The organism is Bacillus thermozeamaize, assembly GCA_002159075.1.
In the GTDB taxonomy this organism is placed as follows: Bacteria; Bacillota; Bacilli; order ZCTH02-B2; family ZCTH02-B2; genus Bacillus_BB; species Bacillus_BB thermozeamaize.
Genome location: LZRT01000060.1, coordinates 74,127 through 86,520 on the forward strand (window position 1 = coordinate 74,127; position 12,394 = coordinate 86,520).

At 56.0% G+C, this 12,394-nt stretch carries 7 protein-coding genes and 1 pseudogene; all 8 read left to right on the top strand.

Annotation, left to right across the window (positions count from 1 at the left end; genetic code table 11):
- Positions 1-51 precede the first annotated feature (51 nt).
- The 8 genes and pseudogenes from BAA01_05415 to BAA01_05450 all read left to right on the top strand — a co-directional run bounded on the left by BAA01_05415 (position 52) and on the right by BAA01_05450 (position 12,389).
- Positions 52-1,389: a phosphohydrolase gene (locus tag BAA01_05415; protein OUM88536.1), complete on the top strand. Its 1,338-nt coding sequence runs from the start codon at positions 52-54 to the stop codon at positions 1,387-1,389.
- 117 nt (positions 1,390-1,506) lie between these two features.
- Complete coding sequence (locus BAA01_05420; GenBank protein OUM88563.1) at positions 1,507-2,004, top strand: hypothetical protein; 498 nt, start codon at positions 1,507-1,509, stop codon at positions 2,002-2,004.
- Positions 2,005-3,197: 1,193 nt separating this feature from the next.
- A pseudogene (locus BAA01_05425) lies at positions 3,198-4,091 on the top strand (bifunctional homocysteine S-methyltransferase/methylenetetrahydrofolate reductase).
- 238 nt (positions 4,092-4,329) lie between these two features.
- Positions 4,330-7,725: a methionine synthase gene (locus tag BAA01_05430; GenBank protein OUM88564.1), complete on the top strand. Its 3,396-nt coding sequence runs from the start codon at positions 4,330-4,332 to the stop codon at positions 7,723-7,725.
- Between the two features lie 472 nt (positions 7,726-8,197).
- Complete coding sequence (locus BAA01_05435) at positions 8,198-8,914, top strand: CRISPR-associated endoribonuclease Cas6 (GenBank protein OUM88537.1); 717 nt, start codon at positions 8,198-8,200, stop codon at positions 8,912-8,914.
- Positions 8,915-8,939: 25 nt separating this feature from the next.
- Positions 8,940-10,790: a type I-B CRISPR-associated protein Cas8b1/Cst1 gene (locus BAA01_05440; protein ID OUM88538.1), complete on the top strand. Its 1,851-nt coding sequence runs from the start codon at positions 8,940-8,942 to the stop codon at positions 10,788-10,790.
- Entirely contained in the window at positions 10,783-11,679 is an 897-nt protein-coding gene (locus BAA01_05445) for a type I-B CRISPR-associated protein Cas7/Cst2/DevR (GenBank protein ID OUM88539.1), read from the top strand. The genes BAA01_05440 and BAA01_05445 overlap by 8 nt, the downstream gene beginning before the upstream one ends.
- Positions 11,676-12,389: a type I-B CRISPR-associated protein Cas5 gene (locus BAA01_05450; GenBank protein ID OUM88540.1), complete on the top strand. Its 714-nt coding sequence runs from the start codon at positions 11,676-11,678 to the stop codon at positions 12,387-12,389. Before BAA01_05445 ends, BAA01_05450 begins: the two co-directional genes overlap by 4 nt.
- Positions 12,390-12,394 lie beyond the last annotated feature (5 nt).

Sequence of the window (12,394 nt, forward strand, 5' to 3'; positions counted from 1 at the left end):
GGGATTTGTTTCTAAACATCGGTTTTCCGAATCGGCCGGGGGTGATGGGCGTTGGCCAAATTCCGGGATCCCGTGCACAATTTCATCTCGTTTGAAAAGAAGGCGGATCGCCTGCTTCTGGATCTGATCCACACGAGGGAGTTTCAGCGGCTCCGCCATATCCGGCAGCTGGGGCTGAGCATGTTCACCTATCCGGGAGCCGAACATTCACGGTTTACCCACTCCCTTGGGGTGGCTCACCTGATGAAGCGGTTTCTCCATCATTTGATGGATGGAGAACGAACCAGCCCGCAATGGATCGCGGAGTTGCGCGAGCATCAGGAGGTGGCGGAAGCGGCCGCCCTGATCCACGACATCGGGCATGGCCCGTTTTCGCACGCGCTGGAGCGCCTGACCAAGGAGCGCCATGAGCAGTGGACCATCCGGATTTTGCTGGGGAATACGGAGGTCCGCCAGGTGCTGGAGGGACACCGGCGCGGCCTGGCGCAGGAGGTGGCCGAGGTGATCCGGCGCACCCATCCTTCGCGGCTGGTGGTCAAGCTGCTGTCCAGCCAGCTGGATGTGGATCGCACCGATTATCTGCTGCGCGATTCCCTGATGACCGGGGCCAAGTACGGGATGTTTGACCTGGAATGGCTGATTCACACCCTCCGCATCGGAGTGGTCAACGACCAGCCGGAAGTGGGATTGGATCTCAAAAAAGGCATCAGCGTGGCGGAAGATTTTGTGATGGCCCGGTATTACATGTACCTGCACGTTTACTTGCATAAAACGACACGGAGCGCCGACCTGATGATGGACAAGATTTTTGAGCGGGCGATCGAGCTGCAGCAGGAGGATCCGGCCTTCAGGATGCCGGAGGAGCTGCATCGCCTCCTCTACCATCGGGAGGGCGAGGAGGGACTGGCCAATTATTTGCGGTTGACCGACCATACGATTTGGCACACGGTGTATCAATGGAGCGATTCCTCCGATCCGATTCTCTCCACGTTATGCACCAATCTGCTCAAACGCCGTCTGTACAAGGCGATTGATCTGGAACAGGTGGATCCGCTGGTGCTCATGGACGTCATGGGAGAGGTTGCCGAAGGGGCGGACTGGCCCTTGAAATACCTGTTTCTGGAGGATGAGGACAGCAGCAGCCCCTACACCGATTCCTACCTGCTGGAGGAAGGGGCATCCGGGGAGACGGGCGGCCAAGAGGAGCCAGGTGAAGAGGAGGCTTCCGAAAACATCTATCTCTTTGACGAACAGGGGCGGGCGCATGAACTGTCCCGGACCTCTCCCCTGATCCGGGCGATTCGCAATCAGCGGACGGCGCTGAAGCGGCTTTATGTGCCGGAAGAGGTGCGGGAGCGGATTCTCCAGGCGATGGCGGCCAGGTCATAGGGCCTAGAGATCACAGGGCAATGGATGGCACGGTTGAGATCGTCGGACTGGATGACATCGATCAGATGGGAAGACTGGGCGACCGGATATGGGTTGTTGGGAAACGGAGGCGTTTCGATGTTTGAGAAGACATATCGCGTGTTGTCGCTGGTTGCGGCGCTGGGCGTGGTTCATGGGAGGAAGAAATTGCAGAAGACAGCCTTTTTGTTACAACATTGGGGCACCGATCTGATGTCCCGCTTCAGTTATCATTTTTACGGCCCCTATTCGGCCGATCTGCAGGCTGCCGTCAGGGATCTGGTGGACAGGGAGCTGCTGCAGGAGGAGCAGGAGAAAGGAAGCTATGTGTACCGCATTACAGAAAAGGGGCAGGCATTTATCCGGAAATGGGAGGGGCAATTTGGCGGGGAACACCCGTTTGCGATTCCGCAGGAGTTGCTGGAGAGGCTGCAGGGACAAAGCGCTCCCTTCTTGGAATTGCTCAGCACGTATGCTTTTTTGCTGGAGACGGGGGACGACCCGGAGGAGGCGCGCAAGAAGGCACAGCGTCTGAAGCCGCACCTGGCCCCGCTGGTGGATGAGGTGATCCGGTTTTATGAAGAGGTCCGCGCATAAACGCGGTTCAGGCGGCCGGTCATGCAGCGGTCCGCTGGTGAAGATTCGGGAGGGGGATGAGGTTGGAGCTGCGTCGTTTGCTGGGGGAGCGTCTGCTGGTGGGAGACGGTGCGATGGGAACCTACTTGTACCAGCTGGGGGTGCCGGTGGGTTCCTGTCTGGAAGAGCTGAACATCAGCCGCCCGGATCTGGTGGAGCGGGTGCACCGGGATTACCTTTTGGCAGGCGCGCATTTGCTGGAGACCAATACGTTTGCCGCCAACCGGGAGCGGCTGGCCAGATACGGGCTGGACGGGCAGGTGGATGAAGTAAACCGGGCTGCGGTGGAGCGGGCCCGGCGTGCGGTGGAACAGGTTCGGGCCGGGTGCCGGGAAGAGAAAAGCAGCCGTCCCGTTTTTATATTGGGTGCGGTGGGCGGCATCCGCGGCGGCAGGCATAGCGGGCTGTCGGAACATGGGCTGGCGGCGGTCTACAGGGAACAGCTGGCCGCGCTGCTGGACGCGGGTGTGGACGGGCTGATTCTGGAGACGTTTGTCGAGGGGGCGGAGCTTCGCCTCGCGGTGAAGGTGGCCCGGCAGCTGGATGAGACGATTCCGATCTTCGCCCAGCTGTCGGTGAAGGAGAGCGGCCGGACCGGGGAGGGACTGACCATTCCGGAGGCGCTGGCCGCGCTGCTGGATGAGGGGGCCGATGTGGTGGGCCTGAATTGTTACAGCGGCCCGTACACGATGATCCGCCTGTTGGAGCAGGTGGCTTTCCCGCGGGATCTGCATCTGTCCGTCTACCCGAATGCCGGGCTGCCAGGATACCAGGACGGCCGGTTCATTTATCCCTCTTCGGCCGCCTATTTTGCCGAGCGGGCGCTGGATTTGTGGCGCCTGGGGGCTTGCGTCATCGGCGGTTGCTGCGGAACCACGCCGGAGCATATTGCCGCCATCTCCCGGGTGCTGGCCGAGCGCGCCCCGCAGCCGCTGCGCCGTGATGGCCAGGTGAGCGAAGCGGATCGGGCGCCAAGGGAGAGAGGAGAAGAGGGCAACACCCCATCGTCCCAAGCGTCCGCCGGCTGGCCGGACCGTCAAGAAGCGAGGCGCTCTGTCCGGGTGGTCGGTGCGGGGGACAATCAGGGTGGCGCCCATCGCGCCGCTGAGGACAGGTGGCGAGGCACTGGCGTTTTTTCCCATCAGCGGGGACGGCCGTCCCTTACTTTGCCCGAACTGGCCCGGCAACGGCATACGGTGATCGTGGAGCTGGACCCGCCGCGGGATTTGGACATCGGACGCTTCATGGAGGGGGCGGCCGCACTGAAAGAGGCGGGGATCGACGCGCTGACGATGGCCGACAACTCGCTTGCGATGACCCGGATGAGCAATATGGCGCTGGGGGCGATTGTCAAGGAACGGCTGGGGATTCTTCCGTTGTTGCACATCGCCTGCCGGGATCGCAACTTGATCGGGCAGCAGTCCCACCTGATGGGCCTGCACGCGCTGGGCATTGATCATGTGCTGGCGGTGACGGGGGATCCGACGCGGCACGGGGATCTTCCGGGGGCCGCTTCGGTGTACGATGTCAACTCGTTTGACCTGATCCGGATGATCAAACAGTTGAACGAGGGGTTGTCTTTTTCCGGCAAGCCGCTGAACTATCGGGCCCGCTTTACCGTGGCGGCGGCTTTCAACCCCAACGTCCGCAACCTGGACAAGGCGATGGAACGGCTGGAGAGGAAGGTGGCTTGCGGCGCCGATTTTATCATGACCCAGCCGATTTACGATCCGGCGCTGTTCGAGCAGTTGCATGAACGGACGCGGGACCTTTCCGTGCCGATCTTTGTCGGGATCATGCCGCTGGTGAGCTACCGGAACGCCCTTTTTCTGCACAACGAGGTCCCCGGCATCCAGTTGCCGGAGCAGGTGCTGGAACGCATGTCCCGCTTCGAGGGAGAGGCGGCCCGCCGGCAAGGTGTGGAGATCGCGATGGAATTGCTGGAAGTGGCGATGCGATATTTCAACGGCATTTACCTGATGACCCCGTTTTTGCGTTATGAAATGACCGCGGCCCTGACGCGTCACGTTTGGCAGCGGGCCGGACGAGCAGGCATCCATGGGACAGAGACGAGAATGGAGATGGGGACAGGGATGAGGCCGGACACAGGGATGAGGCCGGACAGGGCCGGAGGCTAACGGTCGGAGCCTGTGAAAGAAAGGAGTAGAAGTGGAGATGGAGAGAGCGCAGGTACATGCAAGAAAAGCCGATGCCGGTGGGATTCCTGAGCGGGAAACATGGCTGCGGCAGGCGCTGGCGCAGCGGATTCTGGTGTTGGACGGGGCCATGGGGACGATGATCCAGCAAGCCGGACTAAGTGCGGAGGATTTCGGCGGCGAAGCCTATGAGGGCTGCAATGAGATCCTGGTTCTCACCGCGCCGGAAGTGATTCGCCGGATTCATGAGGCGTATCTGGAGGCGGGGGCCGACATCATCGAAACCAATACTTTTGGCGCCACCCGCGTCGTCCTGGCCGAGTACGGGCTGCAGGACCGGGCCTACGAGATCAACGTGGCCGCCGCCCGTCTGGCCCGTCAGGCGGCCGATGCCTGGAGCCGTCCGGAGAAGCCGCGTTTTGTCGCCGGGGCAATGGGACCGACGACGAAAACCCTTTCGGTCACCGGCGGGGTCACCTTCGAGGAGCTGGTGGCCGCCTACCGCGAGCAGGCGCTGGGCCTGATGGCGGGCGGCGTGGATCTGTTGCTTGTGGAGACATCCCAGGATACGCTGAACGTCAAGGCGGCCGGCTTGGGGATTCAGGAGGCTTTTGAGGAGGCGGGCCGCCGGGTGCCGCTGATGATCTCCGGGACCATCGAACCGATGGGTACGACCCTGGCCGGACAGAACATCGAGGCCTTCTACCTTTCCATTGAGCACCTCAAGCCGATTTCCGTCGGCCTCAACTGCGCCACCGGGCCGGAATTCATGCGGGATCACCTGCGCGCGCTCTCTTCACTGGCCGCCTGCGCGGTCAGCTGTTACCCCAACGCCGGGTTGCCCGATGAGGATGGCCACTACCACGAATCGCCGCAGGCGCTGGCAGGAAAACTGGCCGCTTTTGCCAGACAGGGCTGGCTGAACATCGCTGGCGGCTGCTGCGGAACCACGCCGGAACACATCCGCGCGCTGGCCCAGGCCTTGGAGGGGATTCCGCCGCGCCGTCCGGCCGCCCCTCACGGCCACGCCGTGGCGGGGATTGAGCCGCTCTTTCTCGAACCGGACAGCCGGCCGCTTTTGGTCGGGGAGCGGACCAACGTGATCGGCTCGCGGAAATTTCGCCAGCTGATCGCGGAGGGAAAGTATGAGGAGGCTTCCGAGATTGCCCGCGCCCAGGTGAAGAAGGGGGCCCATGTGATTGACGTCTGCCTGGCCGATCCGGACCGGGATGAGCTGGCCGACATGGTGAAATTTCTGGAGTTTGCCGTGAAGAAGGTGAAGGCGCCGCTGATGATCGACTCCACCGACCCCCGCGTCGTCGAGGCGGCACTGAAAATGTCCCAGGGGAAAGCCATCATCAACTCCATCAACCTGGAGGACGGGGAGAAGCGGTTCGAGGAGATTGCGCCGCTGGTCCACCGCTACGGGGCGGCGGTGGTGGTGGGGACGATCGATGAGGAAGGGATGGCCGTGACACGGCAGCGGAAGCTGGACGTGGCCCGGCGCTCTTACGATCTGTTGGTCCACCGCTACGGCATCCCGGCGCGGGACATCATTTTCGACCCATTGGTCTTTCCGGTGGGCACGGGGGATGAGGCCTATCTCGGTTCGGCGCTGGAGACGGTGGAAGGGATTCGCCTGATCAAGGAGGCGATGCCGGAGTGCCAGACCATTCTCGGGATCAGCAACGTCTCCTTCGGCTTGCCGCCGGCGGGCCGGGAGGTGCTCAATGCGGTTTTTCTCTACCATTGCACCAAGGCGGGGCTGGATTACGCCATTGTCAACACGGAAAAGCTGGAGCGGTTTGCCGCGATCCCCGAGGAGGAACGGCGGATGGCGGAGGAATTGCTGTTCCGCACGAGCGACGAGGTGCTGGCACGCTTTACCGAATTTTACCGGCAGAAGAAAGTGGTCAAACAGGTGGAAGTTTCCACGCTCAGCCTGGAGGAGCGGCTGGCCCGTTACGTGGTGGAAGGGAGCAAGGAGGGGCTTTATGCCGACCTGGATGAGGCATTGGCCAAGTACGGCGATCCGCTGGCCATCATCAACGGGCCGCTGATGGCGGGAATGGACGAGGTGGGCCGCCTGTTCGGGGAGAACCAGCTGATCGTGGCCGAGGTGTTGCAAAGCGCCGAGGTCATGAAGGCCGCTGTGGCCTATCTGGAACCGCACATGGAAAAAGCGGAGACGGCCGTCAAAGGGAAGATTCTCCTGGCCACGGTCAAGGGCGATGTGCATGACATCGGCAAGAACCTGGTGGAGATCATCCTCAGCAACAACGGTTATCAGGTGATCAATCTGGGGATCAAAGTGGCGCCGGAGCAGTTGATCGAGGCATACCACCGTGAAAAGCCGGATGCCATCGGCCTATCCGGGTTGCTCGTCAAATCGGCCCAGCAAATGGTGGTCACGGCACAGGATCTAAAGGCGGCCGGCATCGATGTCCCGATTCTTGTCGGCGGCGCTGCGCTGACCAAAAAGTTTACCGAGTCGCGGATCGCACCCCAGTATGACGGCCTGGTCCTGTACGCCAAGGACGCGATGGAAGGGTTGGAGCTGGCCAACCAGCTGAGCGACCCGGAAAAACGCCAGCGTCTGGTGGCGGCACTTCAGGAGGCCAAGCTGCGTCAGGCCCGGGAGACAGAAGAGCGAACTGGAAAGGGCGGGCAACAGGACAGACAGAGGCAGTCTGCCATATCCCGCGATCACAAGGTCCTGCCGGTTCCCGATTACGAGCGGCATGTTTTGCGCAATTACCCGATTGATTATTTGGTGCCCTATCTGAACTGGCGGATGCTTCTTGGGAAACATTTGGGGCTCCGGGGTCCGGTGGAGCGGCTGCTGGCCGAAGGGGACAGCCGCGCCCTGGAGTTGAAAGCGCTGGTGGAGGAACTGATTGCCGAAGGAAAACGGGAGGGCTTCCTGCGTGCCCACGGGATGTACCGATACTTTCCGGCGCAAGCCGACGGGAACGACATTCTGATCTACGATCCCGAGGACACCAGCCGGATCATCGAACGGTTCAGCTTCCCCCGGCAGGAGGTGGAACCTTATCTGTGCCTCGCCGATTTCCTGAAGCCTGTGGACAGCGGCGAGATGGACAACCTGGCATTGATGGTGGTCACCGCCGGGGAAGGCATCCAGGAGCGGGCGCAGCGCTGGAAGGAAGAGGGAGAATACTTGCGTTCCTACGCGCTGCAGGCGCTGGCGCTGGAGCTGGCGGAGGCCTTTGCCGAGCGGCTGCACCAAATCCTGCGGGATAACTGGGGCATACCCGACCCGCCGGAGATGACGATGCAGGAGCGGTTTGCCGCCAAGTACCGGGGCATCCGTGTCTCCTTCGGCTATCCGGCCTGTCCCGACCTGGAAGATCAGGCGAAGCTGTTCGGCCTGCTTCAGCCGGAAGCGATTGGCGTCCGCCTGACGGAAGGCTACATGATGGAGCCGGAGGCATCGGTCTCGGCGATGGTCTTCGCCCACCCCGAAGCGCAGTATTTCAACGTGGAAAAGAAAGCGCGGGCGTGAGGATGAAACGGAAACAGGGTTAGGAGGCGACATGTTTGCTTCCGTACACCCTGTTTTTCTTCTGTTATTACGTAATTTTATTTTGTGCGAAAGGTTTGCTGAGGTGCGAAAAAAGGTATAATCCGTAATGAGTAGTCACGAGACAGGTAAAGATGACAACCTTTTTATTTGAACGATGAGGGATATAAAGTTGTTGTTTATTGGTTTTTAAACAAAAAGTGTCGGATTATCTGAACGCTGCGGGCTATTAATCATTTGTTTTTCTTGCATTTGTACTGTCGCAGATTGGGAAGAAATCACATTCGTCTTCTCACTCTGTGACTTTTTTATTTCGACAAAATTACAAAGAATTCCGCTTCGTTGTCAAAAAATGATTGATCTTTTTTGGCAATTGTGGTAATATCATTAGCGGAAACAACAATTAATAAACCGATAAATAACAATGGAATGTAGAAAAAAGGAGGTGACATCGGTGCGTTTGTTCTGTTCCTTTCAGATTTCAGAGCTTCCGATTGCCTATCGCATGGGTTTGGTATCCTTGATTAAGGAGTCCTTACGCATTTCAGATGAGGATTATTACATGCGACTTTACGAAGGGAGACAGCAGACAAAGCCGTTTGTATTTGCTCCTTTTTTAAAGAACTTCAGAATTGAAAATGATCAGATACACCTGGACGAATGCCATTTGACAATCAGTTCTCCCGATCACGAATTTTTGCTTCATCTTTATAATGGTTTGCAAAAAATGAAGCGCTTTGATTATAAGCAATATGTATTCAACCGAAAGGCGATTCGTCTGTTGCCTGAAGTGACGATTCGTGAACCGTCGGTCGTCTTTCGGACACAGTCACCCTTGTTGGTAGAAGATGAGAATGGCAAACCGATTGCGCCTTATTCTCCTGAGTACGAACTGCATCTGCAATATTTGGCCGATCTGATTCTGCGAGCATACCGGGGATACGGTTTGGAATCCCCGCTGCGCGTGAAACCGCTTCAGATGAAGAAAGTGGTGATCAAGGAGCGCAATCACGAGTTTGAAGACAGATTTGGTCAATCCCAATATCTTTTTTTCACTGCCTACCAGGGCAGGTTGCTCATGACAGGGCATCCAGAAGATTTGCAATTACTTTATCAATTGGGTTTGTCAAAAAGAAGAAATCAGGGGTTTGGCCTGTTGCAGGTTGATTAAGCGTTTGGAGCAGGGAGGTGAGAGTGTGAAGATCCGGGTGGACATGGGAGACTGGATGTTAACCATGGGTCTAATCGGCTTGTGCCGGATTGTTGAATTTGGCTTGAAGGAGGGGCATATCCCTGAAGATGCCAGCACGCTCGTTAGAAAGCACCGGACCGGTGTGGAGATCGACACCGATGCGCTGGTGTACCTGCCGAAAGCATTCTTTCATTACATGTTGGATGAATACAGCATTGCAGAGCGAGAGAAGGAACGCCTGACAGAACAATTGAAATGGGCAGGCAGGGAAGAGTACTTTAGCAATGCCCTTTCCGCAGTCAAAAAGCTGATCAACGACAATACAAAAAAGATTGTCAAGTATTTTCCAGGCGAGGTAGCCCAGCGATTGGAAAAGGTTCAGGAACGTCTCAAGTCGGTCAAGAAGCTGGAACATTTGGAGGAACTAAGGCAATGCACTGAGGAATTTCTTCGCGTGTTGGAGCGGGAACCGGTCGACCAAAAATTAACCCTAAATTACTTTAAAGCGGCAGTGATGAATTCTTTTTTTGGTCAAGTATCTTTTCTCAATGTTTCAAAAAACGCTTTGGATCTTCAGGGACATATTGAAGAATTTCACAAAGATTATATTCGGCCTGTTCTATTGGAGACGGGCCTGTCGGAGTGTTTGCAGCATGCCCAATCTCCTGACGAGTTGTTGTCTTATCTGAATGAACATGCCGATTATGGGCCGTTTCGTAGTCTCAAGCGAAAGATGAAAAAGTTGTCCCTTGAGAAGATGCGGTCTTACCTGCAAGAAGATATGCCAAAGTGCTCCCTGATCCCTGGCCAGATCGCTTTTAACAATTTCGAAGAAATGACCTTTTCACCGTTGGGCGTATCCCGGAACAAGGCGTACAATTTTCACTGGAACTTGGATATCGGACAGCCGGTGCCGATTTCATCATTGGCCAAGCTGGTCCTCTTCTGCGCGCCGGCGGGTGGGGCTGTCTATACACGTCGTGACGGCAGCCTGGAACAGGGAGAGTATCGCACATATGTCGGTTTTGTGCAGACTGACAGCACCTTCGAAGATATCCTGAGGCGGAACAATGCGTTCAAAAATCACAAGGATCGCCAGGATCCTTTTGACAAAATCATCAGTACCCTGATTGAGGATGTACGGAAAGAAAGCCAGTTTGTGGTGAACCATCTGTTTTTCATCGAATTTTCGTCGGATTACCAAAGCAAGAAGACATTGATGGATTATTACCATTTGCCGAAGTATCTGGCTCGCTATTTTCATGAACACGGTAAGAAACTGGATGACATTTGGCCCTTTGACTTCCGGGAACAGTTTGTTCGCGCTGTTCTCTATGGATTGGATCCCAAACATGTGATTTTTCAGCAAATCAAAAGGCAAGTCGCGGAAGGCAGCCGAAGCGCTACCAACATTTATGTCGCAACTAGGGAACGGCATCGCATCATGCAGTATAAACGACAATCTGGAGAAGGGGTGAAGGATATGAAGCAGCAGGACAAGCTGGTCTATTCTTTATACCGCAGCGGAAGGGAGATCCGCCAGGTTTATGAACAGGCAGAGCGGACACGCGGAGAAGGGGAGCCTTATGCGGCTTCCGCGAGCAAGAAAATCACCGGTTTGGCCTATCGATTGCTGAATGCGGTAAAATCAGGCAATCAAAAAGCGTTTATGGATTCGCTCTTTCGCCTGCATATGTCGGTGGACAAGCCGATCAACCCGGTATTCTTGAATGCCTTGCACGAAAAAGACGTGGATTTTGCAACTGTGGGGAACGCGTTTGTGGCTGGTCTTTTGTCAACCGATTTTGGAAAAGAAGGAGAAGTTGCTGTGGAGGAGGAGATCACACATGAGTAAAGCATTGTCGATGACTGTGATTTTTCAAGCCAATGCGCTGAATTACGGGGAAGGTATGGCCAATATCTCGGAGTTGAAAAAGTTTCACCGCGCCAATGGGGAGGTGTATACGTTCGCCTCGCGCCAGAGCCTGCGTTACGACATCATCCGGATTGGCAATCAACTGTATGGTTGGAATCTGGATACGGTGGACAAGTCGAGTGGTGTGGTCCAGTTTCGCAAAGATGTGACGATTCAGGAATCGGTGGAGATGGATCTGTTCGGCTACTTGAAAACAGCTCAACAATCAGAAAAACGTCCGGCCGTTGTCCGGCTTAGCCATGCTGTCAGTCTGGAACCCTACCGGGGCGACATGGACTTTTTGAACAACATGGGACTGGCTGCGCGGATTGGAGAGAATCCAAACCTGGCCAATATTGAACAACATCTGAGTTTTTATACGTATACTTGTACAGTTGATTTGGAACGTGTGGGGATGGACGGCGAAATCCGATTGCCTGCAGAGGAAAAAGCGGAACGGGTGTGCCAACTGCTGTCTATCTTGAAAGTCCTCAACCGTGAAATCAAAGGGCGGCAGGAGAACTTGGCACCGCTGTTCGTCATCGGTGGGCTGTACCATGTAGCCAATCCCTTTTTCCTCGGGAAGATTCGCTTGGAGAAGACAAGGGATGGTTGGGGTGTCAACCGGAAGCCTATTGACGATACGATGGAACTCACTTTTGCCGGACGCGGGGTGGGTGAGCAGACAAAGATTGGCATGGTTCGGGGCATCTTCAGCAATGAACGGGAATTTGAAGATGCATATGGGGATAGAGTGATGTCCGTAGAAAAGTTCTTTCAGACATTGGATGAACAAGTGAAAGAAGCCTATGGGGTGACCAACGGATGAAAGCGTTGCGTCTTGGTTTGTTTCAGGAGACGGCTTGTTATAAGAAACCTTTTGCGTTTAAGGTGGGGGAGACGTATCCCCTGCCTCCTTATTCAACAGTGAAAGGCTGGTTGCACGCGTTGCTTGGGGCAGAACAACTGATCCCGATGCACCTCAGCATTCAGGGCAGCTATGAGGCAAAAATGCTGGATTATCAAGCCCATTATTTTGTGAAAGAACAGCAGAGCAACGAATTTCCTCTGATTCTCGACGGGCTTCCCGGGATTCAGGAATATCAATTTTCCGACATGACTCAGATGCCGTTGTATGTTCACTTGTTATATCGTGTTAAACTGCTGATTCACGTGGTAACTGAGGAAGCAATCTTACATCGGTTGATCCAACAGGTTGAAACAGCGAGCACCCATTTCAGTCTGGGACGTTGGGAAGATTTGGTGCGGGTAGACGAGTATGGTTTGGTTGATCTGGAGGAGCTTTCTGAATCGAAGGAGAACAGCTATGACGCGTATGTCCCTGTAGACAAGTTATCCTTTGAAACTCAAAGCATTCCTTATCGTTTGAATTGGACTTATGAGATCCGCAACGGTGTCCGCCACTGGCGTACTGTCGACGTGGGGTATGTTCCTAAAGGAACGACGTTTGATCCGGGCGATTTGCTGGTTGACGATCATGGCGAACTGGTATTTCTTTTTCCAGAAATTGATTTTTGAGGGTG

Excerpts from the sequence above, each read along its gene's own strand:
- BAA01_05420 (OUM88563.1), top strand. The coding sequence starts at position 1,507 with ATGTTTGAGAAGACATATCGCGTGTTGTCGCTGGTTGCGGCGCTGGGC.
- BAA01_05430 (OUM88564.1), top strand. The coding sequence starts at position 4,330 with ATGGGGACGATGATCCAGCAAGCCGGACTAAGTGCGGAGGATTTCGGC.
- BAA01_05445 (OUM88539.1), top strand. The coding sequence starts at position 10,783 with ATGAGTAAAGCATTGTCGATGACTGTGATTTTTCAAGCCAATGCGCTG.
- BAA01_05450 (OUM88540.1), top strand. The coding sequence starts at position 11,676 with ATGAAAGCGTTGCGTCTTGGTTTGTTTCAGGAGACGGCTTGTTATAAG.